We start from the raw sequence: 17208 nt of genomic DNA, 5'->3' as shown, positions 1-17208 counted from the left end.
CGCGGATCAGCTCTCCGGGCGCTCCTCCGGGATCACCTCGGTGGCCGGGACGGTGTCCGTGGGGACGACCGAGCCGTTCGCCGTGGTGGCGCCGTTGGTGAGGGCGAGCTCCTTCGGCGAGAGCACCGGCGGCCGCGTCGACGGGGTGCGTCGGGCGGAACCGGTCCAGGCCGGACGGGCCGGGCGCTTCACGATCGGGGCGAAGATCTCGGCGATCTCCTCCTTGCCGAGCGTCTCCTTCTCCAGGAGCTGGAGAACGAGGGCGTCCAGCACGTCGCGGTTCTCGACGAGGATCTCCCACGCGTCGTTGTGCGCGGTCTCGATGAGCTTCTTGACCTCTTCGTCGACGAGGGCCGCGACCTCTTCCGAGTAGTCGCGCTGGTGGCCCATCTCCCGGCCCACGAAGGGCTCGGTGTTGTCGCCGCCGAACTTGATCGCGCCGAGCCGCTCCGTCATGCCGTACTGCGTGACCATCGCGCGGGCCGTTGCCGTGGCCTTCTCGATGTCGTTCGCGGCACCGGTGGTCGGGTCGTGGAAGACCAGCTCCTCGGCCGCGCGCCCGCCCAGCATGTAGGCCAGCTGGTCGAGCATCTCGTTGCGCGTCGTGGAGTACTTGTCCTCCTCCGGGAGCACCATCGTGTAACCGAGGGCGCGGCCGCGGGAGAGGATCGTGATCTTGTGGACCGGGTCCGCCTGGGGGGAAGCCGCCGCGACCAGGGCGTGTCCGCCCTCGTGGTACGCGGTGATCTTCTTCTCCTTCTCGGACATGATCCGGGTCCGCTTCTGCGGGCCCGCCACGACGCGGTCGATGGCCTCGTCGAGCATCTTGTTGTCGATCAGCTTCTGGTTGCCGCGCGCCGTGAGGAGCGCCGCTTCGTTCAGCACGTTCGACAGGTCGGCACCGGTGAAGCCGGGCGTACGACGGGCGACGGCGCCGAGGTCGACGTCCTTCGCGACCGGCTTGCCCTTCTGGTGCACCTTGAGGATCTCGAGACGGCCCTGCATGTCCGGCCGGTCGACCGCGATCTGCCGGTCGAAGCGGCCCGGACGCAGCAGCGCCGGGTCGAGGATGTCCGGCCGGTTCGTGGCGGCGATCAGGATGACGCCGCCCTTCACGTCGAAGCCGTCCATCTCCACGAGCAGCTGGTTCAGCGTCTGCTCGCGCTCGTCGTGGCCGCCGCCCATTCCGGCACCGCGGTGCCGGCCGACGGCGTCGATCTCGTCGACGAAGACGATCGCCGGGGCGTTCGCCTTGGCCTGCTCGAAGAGGTCACGGACCCGGCTGGCACCGACACCGACGAACATCTCGACGAAGTCGGAGCCGGAAATCGAGTAGAACGGGACGCCCGCCTCGCCCGCGACGGCGCGCGCGAGCAGCGTCTTGCCCGTACCGGGAGGCCCGTACAGCAGGACACCCTTGGGGATCTTGGCACCGACGGCCTGGAACTTCGCCGGCTCCTGGAGGAACTCCTTGATCTCCTGGAGTTCCTCGACGGCCTCGTCCGACCCCGCCACATCGGCGAACGTCGTCTTCGGGGTGTCCTTGGTGATCAGCTTGGCCTTGGACTTCCCGAACTGCATGACCCGGGAGCCGCCGCCCTGCATCTGATTCATCAGGAACAGGAAGACGACCACGATCAGGACGAAGGGCAGCAGCGAGAGGAGGATCGAGATGAACGGGGACTGCTTCGACGGCGAGACGGTGTAGCCCTTGTCGATCTTGCCGCTCTCGAACTTCTGCTGCAGCGTGTCGGCCAGCTGGACACCCTGGTCGCCGATGTAGCTCGCCTGGAACTTGCTGCCGGACTCGCCCGAGAGCTTCTGGTCCTTCTTCAACTCGATCTTGATGATCTGTTCGTCACCGGTGGTCAGCTTGGCCTGCGCCACCTGGTCCTTGCTGATCGCCTGGATCACCTTGCCGGTGTCCACCGATTTGTAGCCGCCTGACGAGCCGACGACCTGCATCAACACGACCACGGCGAGGACGGCCAGCACGATCCACATGACCGGCCCACGGAAGTATCGCTTCACGTCCATCCATACGGGGCGATGACGCCCCGTCCCTCCTGCCCGTAGGTAAATGCTGCTGTGAGAAAAGACTGTTCTTCGGACGGTACCCCAGCATTGTCACCCGCGACCGCCGGGGACGTCTGTCAAAACCTGCCTTCGAATGCTCAACGCCGGGAATCCGGTGAAAGGTTCCCGGCGCCCCGTCCCGGTCGAGCCGGCCCCCGGGACCGGAGGCGGGTCAGCCGCCGTAGACGTGCGGGGCGAGCGTGCCGACGAAGGGGAGGTTGCGGTACTTCTCCGCGTAGTCCAGCCCGTATCCGACGACGAACTCGTTGGGGATGTCGAAACCGACCCACTTGCAGTCGAGCGCGACCTTGGCCGCGTCCGGCTTGCGCAGCAGGGTGCAGATCTCCAGGGACGCGGGCTCGCGCGAGCCGAGGTTCGACATCAGCCAGGACAGGGTCAGGCCCGAGTCGATGATGTCCTCGACGATCAGGACGTGCTTGCCCTTGATGTCGGTGTCCAGGTCCTTGAGGATCCGGACGACTCCGGAGGACTGGGTGCCCGCGCCGTACGACGAGACGGCCATCCAGTCCATGGTGACGGGGGTGGACAGCGCACGCGCCAGGTCCGCCATCACCATCACTGCGCCCTTGAGGACGCCGACGATGAGCAGGTCCTTGCCCGCGTACTCCGCGTCGATCTTCGCGGCCAGCTCGACGAGCTTCGCGTCGATCTCTTCCTTGGTGAGGAGCACCGACTGAAGGTCGGTGCCCATGTCCTTCTCGTTCACCCGCGTCTCTTTCTTTGCCTGCCGGATCCGGAACGGTGCCCCGGCCCTGCGCGGCCGCTCGCCTGCGTGTCAGCCGCTCGTGCTTCAGCTCTGCCGAATCACCAGTCTGCCACCCTGCCGCCTGGCTTCGACGCGGCCGGGCAGGTTGATGGCCCGCTGGCCGCGCCAGCCGGTGATCAGACGGTCGACTTCCTCGATGTGGCGGGCGAAGAGGGAACCGGGCGGGGAGCCCGCCTCCATGGCGGCCCGGCGCAGCACCCGGCGGCGCACGGCGGGCGGCAGCGCGTACAGCTTGGCGCACTCCAGCCGGCCCGCGTCGTCCCGCACGGTGCGGTCGGCCTCGGCGGCCCAGGTGTCCAGGGCGTCGGCGTCGTCGCGGGAGAGCTGCGCCGTACGGGCGAGGGCCTCGACGACCCCTTTGCCCAGCGCCTTCTCCAGGGCGGGCAGACCCTCGTGGCGCAGTCGGGAGCGGGTGTAGGCGGGGTCGATGTTGTGCGGGTCGTCCCAGACGGGCAGCGACTGGACGAGGCAGGCCTTGCGGGCGGTCTGGCGGTCGAGCTGGAGGAAGGGGCGGCGGTAGCGGCCGGCCGGTCCCGACGCGGCGGCCATGCCGGAGAGCGAGCGGATGCCGGAGCCGCGGGCCAGCCCCAGCAGCACCGTCTCCGCCTGGTCGTCACGGGTGTGGCCGAGCAGGACGGCGGCGGCGCCGTGCCGTTCGGCCGCCGCGTCCAGCGCGGCGTAGCGGGCGTCGCGGGCGGCGGCCTCGGGGCCGCCCTCGTGGCCGACCTGCACGGCGACGGACTCGACCGGGTCGAGATGCATGGCGGTGAGGCGGTCGACGACCTCGGCGGCCCGGGTGTCGGATCCGTCCTGGAGGCCGTGGTCGACGGTGATGCCGCCGGCCCGGACGTCGAGTTTGCGGGCCTCGAAGGCGAGGGCGGAGGCGAGTGCCATGGAATCGGCGCCGCCGGAGCACGCCACCAGCACGAGTGGGGTGTCCGGGCGGTCGGGGAACGGGGCGCGCCGCCCGCCCGCACCGGCTTCGGCGAGCTCGGGGCGCGGGGTGCGCCGGGTGTGTTCGGTGAGTACGTCGTGGAGTACGCGGCGGACCGCCAGGCGTATCGCCGCGACCGCAGGATGGGGACCCATGTCCGGTGCCCTTCGTGAAGTTCGGGGGAGGTTCCTCGGAGTGCCGGGACGGGAGAGTGCCGTCACTCAGAGTGCGTCGATGGTGACAGAGGCAAGCCGTCCATCGAGCATTGCACGCCTTCCCATGCCCCTACGGTCCCTCGGATGGGTGATTACCGGCGCGTTCTCGTCCTGTCGTCCGCCGTCGGGCCCGTCGCGATCAGGAGTCTGCCTTACGGTGCACCCTCGCGATCCAGTCCGTCGGTTTCGCGATCTCCGCCTTGGTCGGGAGGGTGTTCGGCGAGGTCCAGACCCGGTTGAAGCCGTCCATCCCGACCTCCTCGACCACGGCTCGGACGAATCGTTCGCCGTCCCGGTACTGACGCAGTTTGGCGTCGAGGCCCAGGAGCTTGCGCAGCGCCTGGTCGAGGCGGCTCGCACCGCGCGCCCTGCGCTGCTGGAACTTCTCCCGGATCTCGCCGACGGAGGAGACGACCTCGGGGCCGACGCCGTCCATCACATAGTCGGCGTGCCCTTCGAGCAGGGACATCACGGCGGTGAGCCGGCCGAGGATCTCGCGCTGGGCGGGCGTCTGGACGAGTTCGACGAGGCTGCGGCCGCCGTCCTCGCCGTCCTCTCCCTCGGGGCGGCCCCCGGCCAGGGACTGGGCGGCCTCGCGGAGTCGTTCCAGCACGGTCACCGGGTCGACATCGGTCTCTTCGAGGAATGACTGGATCTCGCCCTGCAGATGGTCGCGGAGCCAGGGCACCCCGGTGAACTGGGTGCGGTGAGTCTCCTCGTGGAGGGCAACCCAGAGCCGGAAGTCGTGCGGGTCGGCCTCCAGCTCGCGCTCCACGTGGACGATGTTCGGGGCGACGAGCAGCAGCCTGCCGCCGCCGTCGGCCGAGGCCGGGAAGTCACGGGTGGCGGGAGCGAACGTCTCGTACTGGCCGAGGACCCGGGAGGCCAGGAACGACAGCAGCATCCCCACCTCGACACCGGTCACCTTGCCGCCGACCGCGCCGAGCACGGCGCCGCCGGGCCCGTTGCCACGCCGGTCCTGCATCTTTCCCAGCAGGGGGCGGAGCAGTTCGCGGAAACCCGCGACATTGGCCTTGATCCAGCCCGCCCGGTCCACGATCAGGACCGGGGTGTCCTCCGGTTCGGTCCCCTCGGGGATCATCCGGGTGAAGGAACGGACGTGCTCCTCCGCGGCCTTGGCATGCCGGCGCAGTTCCGCGACGACCTCGCGGGCCTCCTCACGGCTGATCTCGGGCCCCGGCCGCACAAGTCGGGTCGCGGTCGCGACCGCGAGATTCCAGTCGACCATCTCGGCACCACCGATGCTCGTCATGCGTCAACCGTACGTGCTCGGCTCCGTCCGCGGTGTGGTGTTGACCGGCTCACCGGGTACCGGCGGCGAGGGTCGTCCGGTGCTCCCCGACGGATCCGCTCGGGGCGTCGGAGGCGGTGCCCCGCACGGCGGAGGGGCGCCCACGCACCGGACGCGCACGAGGCCGGGGAGCACCCGGGTACGGGACCCGCGCGGGGCGCAGGACGCCCGTGCGCCGGAGGCGTTCCGGTGACGCGGCGCGGCGCCCCGGCCGTCGTCGCGCACCCGCCGGGGATCAGCGGGCGGACCTGAGGCCGGTGGCGAGGGCGTCGAGGGAGGACTGGGCCTCGGACGGGGATGTCGTACCGGATGCCAGGAAGGCGAAGGCGAGCAGTCGGCCCCGCCGGTCGACGACCGTCCCGGCGAGGGAGTTCACGCCGGTGAGAGTGCCGGTCTTGGCCCGGATCAGGCCGGTGCCCTCGGACTTCTCGTCATACCGGCCGCTGAGGGTGCCGGTGAAGCCGGCCACGGGGAGGCCGGTGAGGACCGGGCGCAGTTCGGGGTGGGCCGGATCGGCGGCACGGGCGAGGAGTCCGGCCAGCAGTCCGGCGGTGACCTTGTCCTTGCGGTTCAGCCCGCTGCCGTCGGCGAGGTTCGCGCCGGTCAGCGGCAGGCGGAGCTTCTTGAGCCGTGCGGTGACGGCCCGCCGGCCGCCGTCGAAGTCGGCCGGTTCGCCCGTGGCCAGGGCGGTCTGCCGGGCGAGTGCCTCGGCGATGTCGTTGTCGCTGTTGGTCAGGGCCCGTTCGACCAGGGCGGAGAGCGGGACCGACAGATGCGTGGCGACCGTCCGGGACTTGGCGGCCGGGCGGCCACGCACCGGGTCGGACCGGGTCGCGATCCCGGAGTCGTGGAGCAGTTCGCCGAAGGTCCGGGCGGTGTCGCCGGCCGGATCGTCGCTGCGGGGGGCGGGCCCGCTGTCGCTGCTGTCGAGCCTGCCCTCGTCGGTCATCAGGGCGCTGACGGGAGCGATGTTCTCGTTGGGGCCGATCGGGTGCCGTGCGGGGCCGGAGTAGCGGGAGGTGTCGTACGCGAGGCGGACCGATGTCACGCCGCGGCCCTTCAGGGCGCGGGCGGTGTCGGCGGCCAGGGCGCGCAGAGCGGCCTTGTCGAGGGTGGGGTCGCCGCCACCGACCAGGGTGAGACCGCGGGAGTCGGGGGACGCCCGGACCGTCGTGGCGATGCGGTGACCGGGGCCGAGCGCGCTCAGCGCGGCGGCCGAGGTGGCGATCTTGATGGTGGAGGCGGGCGTCATGGGTGTGTCGGCACCCTGGCCGTACAGCCGCTCGCCGGTGGCGGTGTCGATGACGACGGCGCTGCGCACGGTCCCCAGGGCGGGGGCCTTCAGCAGCGGTCCGAGGGTGGCGCGGAGGGCGGCCGCTGCGCCGTTCGGGGTGTCGCGCGCGTCCGGGGCGGAGTTGTCGGTCGCGGCGGAGAGGGGCTGGAGGACGGCCGGGGCGCTGGGCGCGGGTTCCGGTCCGGACGGTGTGCCGGATCCGTGATCTGCGCCACCTGTACGGGTCCGGGCGGCGGCCCAGTCCTGCTCGGCCTTACGCTGACCCGAGTCCCAGGGGCCGGCGGCAAGGACGACGCCGGCCGCGAGCGCCAGGCCGAGGCCCGCGGAGACGGCCGTGAACTGCCGATCGCTCAGTCCCCTCAACCTGATCACGCCACTCGGCCGGGTGAGCCTGCTCAGTTTGTCCAGCGGGTCGACCGACGGTCTCTTCACCGGCTCGTCCACCGTTGACCAGCCCCTTTCGCGAGCACACATCTGCGTGGGGGACACTTAATCACCAGTCGTATGTGTTGATCATGGAGGAGCCACCCGTGGAGTTCGACGTCACCATCGAGATCCCGAAGGGTTCGCGGAACAAGTACGAGGTGGACCACGAGACCGGTCGGATCCGCCTGGACCGTCGACTCTTCACCTCGACCAGCTACCCGGCGGACTACGGCTTCGTCGAGAACACCCTCGGCGAGGACGGCGACCCGCTGGACGCGCTGGTCATCCTGGACGAGCCGACCTTCCCCGGCTGTCTCATCAAGTGCCGCGCCATCGGCATGTTCCGGATGACGGACGAGGCCGGCGGCGACGACAAGCTGCTGTGCGTGCCGGCCTCCGACCCCCGGGTGGAGCACCTGCGCGACATCCACCACGTGTCGGAGTTCGACCGCCTGGAGATCCAGCACTTCTTCGAGGTCTACAAGGACCTGGAGCCCGGCAAGTCCGTCGAGGGCGCGGACTGGGTCGGCCGCGCCGAGGCCGAGGCCGAGATCGAGGCCTCCTACAAGCGCCTTGAGGCGCAGGGCGGCGCACACTGACCCGAGGGTCACGGCCGGATCCGGCCGAGGTACGTCGCACGGTTCCGTTTACGGTTCCGTGCTGGAACCGGGCGGCACTCCTCTCGATGGGGTGCCGCCCGTTTTCCGTGTTCCGCGCCCGTTCCGCGCGCCCGTCCGGACCTCTTGAGGGGCCGCCCCGCGGGTCCGCGCGCCCCGTGATTCCGCCCGCCTCGCCTTCGCGTACTTGTCCGTGGCCATACTGGGCACAAGCGCAATCGACAACGCGCAGCCGATGAGGAGCGAGGCCGAGTGGTGGCGGAACCGGGCGGTCCGGAGGACCAGAAGCCCCAGTCCGACGAGGCGCGCAGCGCCTTCGTCCCGCCGACCGGGGTGGGACGACGGACGTCCGCGTCCGAGGACGACCAGCCGACATCGGAGTTTGCCATTCCGGCCGGCCTGACCACCGAACCCCAGGGAGCGGGAACGGGTTCCGCTTCGGGTTCCGCTTCCGGTCAGACTTCGGGCTCGGACACGATCGGCTCCGCCTTCGCCCCGCCGCGCACCTACAGCGCCCAGCACTCACCGCCCGCCTTCACCCCGGCGCACGGCAGCCCGATGATCCGGCTGACCAAGGAGGCCCCTTGGCAGGACCGGATGCGCACGATGCTGCGGATGCCGGTGGCCGAGCGCCCTGCGCCCGAGCCGGTGCAGAGGCCCGACGAGGCGGGTCCCGCGGTGCCGCGCGTGCTCGACCTGACTCTGCGCATCGGCGAATTGCTGCTCGCCGGCGGCGAGGGTGCCGAGGACGTCGAGGCGGCGATGTTCGCGGTGACCCGCAGCTACGGTCTGGACCGCAGCGAGCCCACCGTCACCTTCACCCTGCTGTCGATCTCGCACCAGCCCTCGCTGGTCGACGACCCGGTGACGGCGAGCCGTACCGTACGCCGCCGTGGCACCGACTACACCCGGCTGGCCGCCGTCTTCCGGCTCATCGACGACATCACCACCGGGGATGTCGAGGTCTCGCTGGAGGACGCGTACCGGCGCCTGGCGGAGATCCGGCGCAACCGGCATCCGTATTCCGGCTGGGTGCTGACGCTGGCCGGCGGCGGACTCGCCGGTGCGGCATCGGTGCTGGTCGGCGGTGGTGCGCTGGTGTTCGTGGTGGCCGCGATCGGCGCGATGCTCGGCGACCGGCTCGCCTGGCTCTGCGCCGGGCGGGGGCTGCCGGAGTTCTACCAGTTCGTGGTGGCGGCGATGCCTCCCGCCGCCTTGGGTGTGGCGCTGACGCTGACCCACTGGTCGGACGTGCGGCCGTCCGCGGTCATCACCGGTGGGCTGTTCGCACTGCTGCCGGGGCGGGCCCTGGTGGCGGGTGTGCAGGACGGGCTGACCGGCTTCTACATCACCGCCGCCGCGCGCCTGCTCGAAGTGATGTACCTGTTCATCGGCATCGTCGTCGGTGTGCTGCTCGTGCTGTATCTGGGCGTTCAGCTGGGCGCCCAGCTGAATCCCGGGACCCGGTTCTTCGCCCCGGACCGGCCCGTGGTGCAGATCCTGGCGTCGATGGCGCTCTGTCTCGCGTTCGCGATCCTGCTCCAGCAGGACCGGTCCACGGTGCTGGCGGTGACCCTCAACGGCGCCGTGGCGTGGGTGATCTACGGCGCGATGGCCAGGACCGGCCACATCTCACCGGTACTGGCGACGGCAACGGCGGCCGGCCTGGTGGGCCTGTTCGGGCAGTTGTTCGCGCGCTACCGGTACACCTCGTCACTGCCGTTCATCACGGCGGCGATCGGCCCGCTGCTGCCCGGCTCGGCCACGTACTTCGGCCTGCTGGGCATGGCACAGGGCAATGTGAACGCCGGGCTCGCCTCCTTGTCGACCGCGGTCGCGACGGCGTTGGCCATCGCGATCGGGGTCAACCTGGGAAGCGAGATCTCCCGGCTGTTCATGCGGGTACCGGGGGCGGTCGGCGGGGCGAACCGCCGCGCGGCCAAGCGGACGCGCGGCTTCTGAGACGGCCGCCGGGCAACCGCTCCGGGTCAGCGCTTGGCGTGGCGGCCGCGCTGGCCGGTGACCGGGCTCTGGCCCTCGCCGCCGACCGCCGCCGCCTCCTTCTTCGACTTGGAGCGGGCCCGCAGGAACTCGATCGCGATCGGCACCACCGAGATGAGCACGATCAGGATGAGCATCGCCTCGATGTTCTGGTGCACGAACTCGATCTTGCCGAGTGCGGCGCCGAGCAGCGTGACCCCGACGCCCCAGAGCACCCCGCCGATGATGTTGAACGTGATGAACGAGCGGTAGTTCATCCGGCTCACACCGGCGATGATCGGCGTGAACGTACGCACGATGGGCACGAAGCGGGCCAGGATCAGCGACTTGGGTCCGTACTTCTCGAAGAACTCGTGCGCCTTCTCGACGTTCTCCTGCTTGAAGAGGCGGGAGTCCGGGCGCTTGAAGAGCGACGGGCCGACCTTGCGGCCGAAGAGATAGCCCACCTGGTCGCCGATGATCGCCGCCAGCGCCACCAGGACGCAGACCAGCCAGAGCGGAAACTTCAGCTGGCCCGTGGTCACCAGCAACCCTGTGGTGAACAGCAGGGAGTCACCGGGCAGGAAGAAGCCGATCAGCAGTCCGGACTCGGCGAACACGATGAGGAGGACGCCGGGAAGTCCGAAGGTGTTGATGAGATAGTCCGGGTCCAGCCAGCTCGGTCCGAGCGCAAGCGTATTCAAGGGTCCGGGCTCCTGGATCGTTCGATGGCGGCTGCGTGGCCGCCCAAAGCTATCAACGGAGAATGACGTCCACGGGTTCCAGTGGCCGCTGCGGAAATACGCACCGGGCCAACCGGGACAAAGTTCTCTCCAGGAGGTGCCACACGATGAGTATCGAGGATTTCGGCGGCGGGCAGACGGACCAGTCGGATGTCCTGGTCGTCACCACGAACGACGTACCGGGCTACCAGGTGACCCGCGTGATCGGTGAGGTGTTCGGTCTGACCGTGCGCTCCCGCCACCTCGGCAGCCAGATCGGCGCCGGGCTGAAATCCATGATCGGTGGCGAGCTGAAGGGGCTGACCAAGACGCTCGTCCAGACCCGGAACCAGGCGATGGAGCGGCTGGTCGAACAGGCCAGGGCACGGGGCGCCAACGCGGTCCTGATGATGCGCTTCGACGTGACCGAGGCGGCCGACGTGGGCACCGAGGTCTGCGCGTACGGCACGGCGGCCGTGATCAGCAAGATCTGAGCGGCGGCCGGCACGGGGACGTCCCCGTGCCGGCCGTGCGTGCGCGGGTTACGAGAGGCGCTCCGCGTTGGCGTCGATCGCGTCCCGCAGGTGTTCGGCCAGGCCCGGGCGCATCGACTCGTAGTACGCGCGAAACCGCGGGTCGGACACGTACATCTCGCCGAGCCCCCGGTGGATCTCGGGCGTGCACTCGTAGAACCACCCGGCGATGTGGAGCCGGTGGGCCTCGGCCAGGTCCATCGCCCGTTCGCCGGTGGCCGGTTCACCGGCCTCCATGAGCGCGTCGTAGGCCGCGCTCCAGTCGGCGACCTCCGCCTGCATCCGCTTCCAGTCCTCCTTGGTGTAGCGGGCGGCCCGGCGCTGCGACTCGGCGTAGGCGGCGGTGCCGCCCCAGCGGCGTTCGGCCTCCTCCGCGTGCTCCTCGGGGTCCTTGCCCCCGAAGACCTCGAACTTCTCCTCGGGTGTGAGGTCGATGCCCATCTTCCGTGCCTCCATGGCTGTCTCGACGGCGGCCGCCATCTTCCGGAGCTCGGCGATCCGGCCGGTCAGCAGCCGGTACTGGCGGCGCAGATGCTCCTGCGGGTCCGCGGCCGGGTCGTCGAGCAGTACCGCGATCTCGTCGAGCGGGAAGCCGAGCTCCCGGTAGAACAGGATCTGCTGCAGCCGGTCGAGGTCGGCGTCGTCGTAGCGGCGGTGCCCCGCGTGGCTGCGCCCGCCGGGCGAGAGCAGTCCGATGCCGTCGTAGTGGTGCAGGGTGCGCACCGTGACCCCGGCGAATCCGGCGACCTGTCCCACGGAGTAGTCCACGACTCCCCGCTCCCTTCTCCGTTTCCGGTACGTACCGAGCCTGAGTCCTGACGTGACGTGAGGTGCAAGCCCGGAACGCCACCACCTCCGGCGCCATTGGAGGGTTATACGGCTTTTGCGTCGTTATGGTGAGCCGATGGCCGCAGATTCTCCCCCGCCCGCCGAAATCCCTCCCGCCGGACCGTCGTCCGCCGCAACCGCTCGCGCCGGGACCGCCTCGGTACACCGGCTGCTGCCCGTCATCGTGCCCGCGCTCGCCGTCGGCGTCGCCTCGGCCCTCGTCCTGCTCGGGATCAGCCTGCTCGCGGAGAAGCTTCAGGACGTGCTCTGGGGGACGGTCCCCGACGCGCTCTCCATCGGCCGCTACTCCTCGCTCTGGATGATCGTGATGCTCACCGCCTGCGGGCTGGTGGTCGGGCTGCTCGTCCGGGTGGTGCCCGGTCATGCCGGCCCCGATCCGGCGACCACCGGGCTGGTGGATCCGCCTCTCGCGCCGGTCGTGGTTCCGGGACTGCTGCTCGTGACCGTCCTCACGCTCGCGGGCGGGATCAGTCTCGGCCCGGAGAATCCGATCACGGCCGCCAATATCGCGCTGACCTACTGGCTCGGCCGCCGGTTCGCTCCCGGCACGACGGCGGAGCTGTGGATCTCGCTGGCGGCGGCCGGCACCATCGGCGCGCTCTTCGGCACCCCGGTCGCCGCCGCGCTGATCCTCTCCGAGACGCTCGCCTCGCGCCCCGGACCGGGTGCGCTCTGGGACCGGCTGTTCGGCCCGCTCGCGGCGGGCACCGCCGGCGCGCTCACCATGACGCTGCTGGCCCACCCCAGCTTCGACCTGTCGCTGCCGCCGTACACCCACCCGCACTGGGGCGATCTGCTCTCCTCGGTCGTCATCGCCCTGGCGGGTGCGGTGCTGGGCCTGGCGGCGGTGTACGCCTTCCCGTACGCGCACCGGTTCTTCCGGGCGCTGAAGCACCCGGTCCCGGCACTGACCCTCGGCGGGCTGCTGCTCGGCCTGCTCGGGACACTGGGCGGCCATCTCACCCTGTTCAAGGGGCTCGACGAGGTGAGGGTGCTCGCCGCCGACCCGAGCGGCTGGTCGGCGGGGCAGTTCGCGGTCATGGCCGTGGTGAAGACGGCCGCGCTGCTGATCGCGGCGACCTGCGGCTTCCGGGGCGGGCGGATCTTCCCCGCCGTCTTCGTGGGGGTGGCACTGGGGCTCTGCGCCCACGCACTGGTCCCCTCGGTGCCGGTGGCGCTCGCGGTGACGTGTGCGGTGCTGGGCGTGCTGCTGGTCGTCACCCGGCAGGGCTGGCTGAGCCTGTTCACCGCGGCGGTGCTGGTCGGCGGCACGGCCGTGCTCCCGATGCTGTGCATCGCCTCGCTGCCGGCCTGGCTGCTGGTGACCGGGCGACCGCAGATGCAACTGCACGAGGACGGTACGCCGCTGAGGTGAGCCCGGCGCGGCAACGCGTACCGGGCCCCCGCACCGAGCAGCGGCGGAGCGTACGGCGCACCCTCCGGCCCGGCCCCCGCTCGACGCGCCGGATGCCACCGGTATCCGTATCGTCTCCTCCGTACACGTATGCCCCGATACGCCCCGTCAGGCCCTGCCGGAGGTCGCCGCGATGCCCACGCCCGTCAACGTAGCCGTCATCTACTACTCCTCCACCGGCACCGTCGCCGCGATGGCCAGGGCCATCGCGCAGGACGCCGAGAAGGCCGGTGCGGAGGTACGGCTGCGCAAGGCCGCCGAGCTGGCCCCGCAGGCGGCCATCGACGCCAAACCGGCCTGGGCCGCCAACGCGAAGGCGACCGCGGACATCGCCGAGGCGTCGAAGGACGACGTGATCTGGGCGGACGCCGTGATCTTCGGTACGCCGACCCGGTTCGGCAACGTCACCTCCCAGCTCAAGCAGTTCATCGACACCCTCGGCGGCCTCTGGCAGGCGGGCCGTCTCGCCGACAAGGTCTACAGCGGCTTCACCTCCACCAGCACCGCGCACGGTGGCCAGGAGTCCACGCTGCTCGCGCTCTACAACACGGTCCACCACTTCGGCGGCATCCTGGTCGCCCCCGGCTACACGGACCCGTCGAAGTTCGTCGACGGGAACCCGTACGGCACCTCGCACGTGGCCGGCCAGGGCGACATCCCGGTCGGTGAACAGACCCTGACCGCCGCCCGGGTCCAGGCCGAACGGGTCGTGAGGTTCACCCGGGTCATCAAGGCCGGCCTCGCCGCCGAGAGCTGAACGCACCGCACGCCCGCAGGACCGTGGCGGTTCGCGAAGGACCGCCGGGAGCCGAGAAAGGCTGTTCGCCGATGCCTCTCCACAAGGGTTCGCCCCACGGTACGGAGCCGTCCGAGAAGCGCCGCAGGCTCGCCCTCAACCCGTTCTACGGAGAGGCCGACCCGATCGCCGGAATGGAGTCGGCGCCGCCCCGGCACCGGCTTCCCGACGGCCCGATGCCGTCCTCGATCGCCTACGGCCTGGTCCACGACGAGCTGATGCTCGACGGCAACGCACGGCTCAACCTGGCCACCTTCGTCACCACCTGGATGGAGCCCCAGGCCGCGGTGCTGATGGGCGAGTGCCGCGACAAGAACATGATCGACAAGGACGAGTACCCCCGCACCGCCGAGCTGGAACGGCGGTGCGTGGCGATGCTCGCCGATCTGTGGAACGCCCCCGACCCCTCGGCCGTCGTGGGCTGTTCGACGACCGGTTCCAGCGAGGCCTGCATGCTCGCCGGGATGGCGCTGAAACGCCGTTGGGCGGCCAGGAACTCCGACCGCTACCCGGCGACCGCCCGGCCGAACCTGGTCATGGGCATCAATGTGCAGGTCTGCTGGGACAAGTTCTGCAACTTCTGGGAGATCGAGCCGCGGCAGGTCCCGATGGAGGGCGACCGCTTCCATCTCGACCCGCAGGCCGCGGCCGATCTCTGCGACGAGAACACCATCGGCGTCGTCGGCGTCATGGGCTCCACGTTCGACGGTTCCTACGAGCCGATCGCGGAGCTCTGCGCGGCCCTGGACGCCCTTCAGGAGCGCACCGGCCTGGACATCCCCGTCCATGTGGACGGGGCGTCCGGTGCGATGGTGGCGCCGTTCCTGGACGAGGACCTGGTGTGGGACTTCCGGCTGCCCCGGGTCTCCTCGATCAACACCTCCGGGCACAAGTACGGCCTGGTCTACCCCGGGGTCGGCTGGGCGCTGTGGCGCTCGCCCGCCGAGCTGCCCGAGGAGCTGGTCTTCCGGGTCAACTACCTGGGCGGCGACATGCCGACCTTCGCGCTGAACTTCTCCCGGCCCGGCGCACAGGTGGTGGCGCAGTACTACACCTTCCTGCGGCTGGGCCGGGACGGCTACCGGGCCGTTCAGCAGGCCTCCCGGGACGTCGCGACCGCACTGGCGCAGCAGATCGAGAAGCTCGGCGACTTCCAGCTCCTCACCCGGGGCGACCAGTTGCCCGTCTTCGCGCTGACGACCGCGCCGGACGTGGAGGCGTACGACGTCTTCGACGTGTCCCGCCGGCTGCGGGAGCAGGGCTGGCTGGTGCCCGCGTACACCTTCCCCGCCAACCGGCAGGACCTGTCGGTGCTGCGGGTGGTGTGCCGCAACGGCTTCTCCTCGGACCTCGCCGAGCTGCTGATGGAGGACCTCCGGCTGGTCCTGCCCGACCTGCGCCGCCAGCCGCACCCGTTGAGCCAGGACAAACAGGCGGCGACGTCCTTCCACCACTGAGCGCCGGGCGCCCCGCTCAGCGGCCGATCCGGGCGAACCTCCTTACGGCCAGCGGGAAGAACACCGCGAGCAGCACCAGCGGCCAGACCACCGCGAGCAGTTCGGCATGGTCGGACGCCCAGGTGCCGCCCGCCCCGCCCGGATTGCCGAACAGGCCGCGCACCGCCGTGGCCGTGGCCGACATCGGGTTCCATTCGACGGCCGCGCCCAGCCACCCCGGCATCGAATCGGGAGTGGCGAAGACATTGGAGAGGAAGCCGACCGGCCAGACCAGGATCTGCACCGCCTGCACCAGCTCCGGCTTCCCGGCCACCAGGGCCAGATGGATGCCGGTCCACAGCATCGCGAACCGCAGCAGCAGAAGCAGCCCCACCGCCCCCAGCGCCGCGGCCGGCCCGTGGTGCCAGCGCCAGCCGACCGCGTAGCCGACGCCGGTCATCACGGCGAGCGCGGCCACCGACTGGAGCATGTCCGCGACGCTCCGGCCGACCAGTACCGAACCGGAGACCATCGGCATGGCGCGGAAACGGTCGATGACGCCCTTGTCGAGGTCCTGGGTGACCGCGATCATGGTCGACTCCAGGCCGAAGGCCATGGTGAGCGCGAGCATGCCGGGCACCAGGAACTCGGTGTTGTCGCCGTCGACGCCCTGCCCGCCGCCCACCAGGTAGTTGAACATCAGCAGCAGCATCACGGGAAAGACCAGTCCGACGACGATCCGCACCGGCTGCCGCGCCCAGTGCGCCAGTTCGCGCCGGGTCATCGTCCAGGAGTCGGACACCGCCCAGCTCATCGCGCTCACGCCGCCACCTCCGCGTGTTCCGGCTTCCGCTCGGTCAGCGAGAGGAAGACCTCGTCGAGCGTCGGGCGCCGCACCGCGATGTCCTCCGCCTCGATGCCCGCCTCCTCCAGGGCCCGTACGGTCCGGGTCAGGGCCGCCATCCGGTCCGGCGCCGGTGCCCCGATCAGCCGCCGGTCCGCGTCGACGACCGCGCCGTCACCCAGCAGTCGTGCCGCGGCGGCCAGTCGGGACCCGTCCCGGACGACGACATCGATGCGGTCCCCGGCCACCATCGCCTTCAGTTCGTCGGACGTCCCCTCGGCCGCCACCCGTCCGGCGTCGACGACCGAGATCCGGTCCGCGAGCTGATCGGCCTCCTCCAGGTACTGCGTGGTCAGCAGTACGGTCGTGCCGCCGCCCACCAGGGAGCGCACCGCCGACCACACCTCGGCCCGGCCGCGCGGGTCGAGTCCGGTGGTCGGCTCGTCCAGGAAGAGCACCTCCGGGTCGGTGATCAGCGAGGCGGCCAGATCGAGCCGTCGCCGCATGCCGCCGCTGTACTGCTTCACCGGCCGCCGTCCGGTGTCGGCGAGACCGAAGCGGGCCAGCAGCTCGTCCGCCCGCGCGCCCGCCCGGCGGGCGCCCAGGTGGTACAGCCGGCCGAACATCTCCAGGTTCTGCCGACCGCCGAGTTCCTCGTCGACCGCCGCGTACTGCCCGAGCAGCCCGATGCGGCGCCGGACCTCGACGGCCCGGTCCCGTACGTCGAACCCCGCCACCTCGACCCGGCCCTCGTCGTGCCGCAGCAGCGTGGACAGGATGCGTACGGCCGTGGTCTTGCCCGCGCCGTTGGGGCCGAGCACGGCGTGGACGGTGGAGCGGCGGACCGTGAGGTCCAGGCCGTCCAGGGCGCGTTTCTCCCCGTACCGCTTGTGCACACCTTCGACAACGATCGCGTCGGTCAAAGTCCCCACACCTTCCCGTAGTCAAACTTGACTAGCAGGGTCGAAGGTAA

At 70.7% G+C, this 17208-nt stretch carries 15 protein-coding genes; 6 read left to right on the top strand and 9 right to left on the bottom strand.

Annotation, left to right across the window (positions count from 1 at the left end):
* Positions 1-6: 6 nt before the first annotated feature.
* The 5 genes from ftsH to dacB form a co-directional block, all read right to left on the bottom strand.
* On the bottom strand, positions 7-2037 hold the full coding sequence (gene ftsH / locus ACIQCZ_RS36315) for an ATP-dependent zinc metalloprotease FtsH (RefSeq protein ID WP_351077494.1): 2031 nt from the start codon (positions 2035-2037) through the stop codon (positions 7-9).
* A 211-nt stretch (positions 2038-2248) separates the two neighbouring features.
* Positions 2249-2788 (bottom strand): hypoxanthine phosphoribosyltransferase, encoded by a 540-nt coding sequence (hpt, locus tag ACIQCZ_RS36310; RefSeq protein ID WP_072487175.1) that lies wholly within the window; start codon positions 2786-2788, stop codon positions 2249-2251.
* Between the two features lie 99 nt (positions 2789-2887).
* The gene (gene tilS, locus ACIQCZ_RS36305; protein WP_402289292.1) at positions 2888-3952 is read right to left on the bottom strand and encodes a tRNA lysidine(34) synthetase TilS; all 1065 of its coding nucleotides are present in this window, start codon (positions 3950-3952) and stop codon (positions 2888-2890) included.
* A gap of 199 nt (positions 3953-4151) precedes the next feature.
* Positions 4152-5285 (bottom strand): zinc-dependent metalloprotease, encoded by a 1134-nt coding sequence (locus ACIQCZ_RS36300; protein ID WP_402289289.1) that lies wholly within the window; start codon positions 5283-5285, stop codon positions 4152-4154.
* A 274-nt stretch (positions 5286-5559) separates the two neighbouring features.
* Positions 5560-7062, bottom strand: a complete 1503-nt coding sequence (gene dacB, locus ACIQCZ_RS36295) for a D-alanyl-D-alanine carboxypeptidase/D-alanyl-D-alanine-endopeptidase (protein WP_402289286.1) — start codon at positions 7060-7062, stop codon at positions 5560-5562.
* An 86-nt stretch (positions 7063-7148) separates the two neighbouring features.
* On the opposite strand from dacB, the gene ACIQCZ_RS36290 reads away from it, so the two are divergent.
* Both ACIQCZ_RS36290 and ACIQCZ_RS36285 read left to right on the top strand, forming a co-directional pair.
* The gene (locus ACIQCZ_RS36290; RefSeq protein WP_003968257.1) at positions 7149-7643 is read left to right on the top strand and encodes an inorganic diphosphatase; all 495 of its coding nucleotides are present in this window, start codon (positions 7149-7151) and stop codon (positions 7641-7643) included.
* Between the two features lie 270 nt (positions 7644-7913).
* Entirely contained in the window at positions 7914-9623 is a 1710-nt protein-coding gene (locus ACIQCZ_RS36285) for a threonine/serine exporter ThrE family protein (protein WP_402289284.1), read from the top strand.
* Positions 9624-9649: 26 nt separating this feature from the next.
* Here the strand turns inward: ACIQCZ_RS36285 and ACIQCZ_RS36280 are convergent, their stop codons facing one another.
* The gene (locus ACIQCZ_RS36280; RefSeq protein WP_402289282.1) at positions 9650-10345 is read right to left on the bottom strand and encodes a DedA family protein; all 696 of its coding nucleotides are present in this window, start codon (positions 10343-10345) and stop codon (positions 9650-9652) included.
* A 146-nt stretch (positions 10346-10491) separates the two neighbouring features.
* Here ACIQCZ_RS36280 and ACIQCZ_RS36275 point away from each other — a divergent pair, with 146 nt between their 5' ends.
* Positions 10492-10857, top strand: coding sequence for a YbjQ family protein (locus ACIQCZ_RS36275; RefSeq protein ID WP_402289280.1), 366 nt, complete (start codon positions 10492-10494; stop codon positions 10855-10857).
* Positions 10858-10905: 48 nt separating this feature from the next.
* Here ACIQCZ_RS36275 and ACIQCZ_RS36270 read toward each other — a convergent pair whose 3' ends face one another.
* On the bottom strand, positions 10906-11664 hold the full coding sequence (locus tag ACIQCZ_RS36270; RefSeq protein WP_402289278.1) for a MerR family transcriptional regulator: 759 nt from the start codon (positions 11662-11664) through the stop codon (positions 10906-10908).
* Between the two features lie 136 nt (positions 11665-11800).
* Between ACIQCZ_RS36270 and ACIQCZ_RS36265 the strand changes: the two genes are divergently transcribed.
* From ACIQCZ_RS36265 to ACIQCZ_RS36255, 3 genes are all read left to right on the top strand, one after another.
* Positions 11801-13120, top strand: a complete 1320-nt coding sequence (locus ACIQCZ_RS36265) for an ion channel protein (RefSeq protein ID WP_402289275.1) — start codon at positions 11801-11803, stop codon at positions 13118-13120.
* A gap of 172 nt (positions 13121-13292) precedes the next feature.
* Positions 13293-13916 (top strand): NAD(P)H:quinone oxidoreductase, encoded by a 624-nt coding sequence (gene wrbA, locus ACIQCZ_RS36260; RefSeq protein WP_402289273.1) that lies wholly within the window; start codon positions 13293-13295, stop codon positions 13914-13916.
* A 71-nt stretch (positions 13917-13987) separates the two neighbouring features.
* Positions 13988-15412, top strand: coding sequence for a glutamate decarboxylase (locus ACIQCZ_RS36255; protein WP_402289271.1), 1425 nt, complete (start codon positions 13988-13990; stop codon positions 15410-15412).
* A gap of 16 nt (positions 15413-15428) precedes the next feature.
* Here the strand turns inward: ACIQCZ_RS36255 and ACIQCZ_RS36250 are convergent, their stop codons facing one another.
* Together ACIQCZ_RS36250 and ACIQCZ_RS36245 are read right to left on the bottom strand one after the other, a co-directional pair.
* Positions 15429-16205, bottom strand: a complete 777-nt coding sequence (locus tag ACIQCZ_RS36250; RefSeq protein WP_402289333.1) for an ABC transporter permease — start codon at positions 16203-16205, stop codon at positions 15429-15431.
* Between the two features lie 5 nt (positions 16206-16210).
* Positions 16211-17158: an ATP-binding cassette domain-containing protein gene (locus ACIQCZ_RS36245; RefSeq protein WP_402289268.1), complete on the bottom strand. Its 948-nt coding sequence runs from the start codon at positions 17156-17158 to the stop codon at positions 16211-16213.
* Positions 17159-17208 lie beyond the last annotated feature (50 nt).

It is taken from the genome of Streptomyces sp. NPDC093149, from assembly GCF_044754145.1.
In the GTDB taxonomy this organism is placed as follows: Bacteria; Actinomycetota; Actinomycetes; order Streptomycetales; family Streptomycetaceae; genus Streptomyces.
The sequence above is the reverse complement of the archived record's forward strand: the minus strand, read 5'-3'. Positions and strand labels throughout refer to the sequence as shown.

Excerpts from the sequence above, each read along its gene's own strand:
- ftsH (WP_351077494.1), bottom strand. The coding sequence starts at position 2,037 with ATGGACGTGAAGCGATACTTCCGTGGGCCGGTCATGTGGATCGTGCTG.
- hpt (WP_072487175.1), bottom strand. The coding sequence starts at position 2,788 with ATGGGCACCGACCTTCAGTCGGTGCTCCTCACCAAGGAAGAGATCGAC.
- tilS (WP_402289292.1), bottom strand. The coding sequence starts at position 3,952 with ATGGGTCCCCATCCTGCGGTCGCGGCGATACGCCTGGCGGTCCGCCGC.
- ACIQCZ_RS36300 (WP_402289289.1), bottom strand. The coding sequence starts at position 5,285 with ATGACGAGCATCGGTGGTGCCGAGATGGTCGACTGGAATCTCGCGGTC.
- ACIQCZ_RS36275 (WP_402289280.1), top strand. The coding sequence starts at position 10,492 with ATGAGTATCGAGGATTTCGGCGGCGGGCAGACGGACCAGTCGGATGTC.
- ACIQCZ_RS36265 (WP_402289275.1), top strand. The coding sequence starts at position 11,801 with ATGGCCGCAGATTCTCCCCCGCCCGCCGAAATCCCTCCCGCCGGACCG.
- wrbA (WP_402289273.1), top strand. The coding sequence starts at position 13,293 with ATGCCCACGCCCGTCAACGTAGCCGTCATCTACTACTCCTCCACCGGC.
- ACIQCZ_RS36255 (WP_402289271.1), top strand. The coding sequence starts at position 13,988 with ATGCCTCTCCACAAGGGTTCGCCCCACGGTACGGAGCCGTCCGAGAAG.
- ACIQCZ_RS36250 (WP_402289333.1), bottom strand. The coding sequence starts at position 16,205 with ATGAGCTGGGCGGTGTCCGACTCCTGGACGATGACCCGGCGCGAACTG.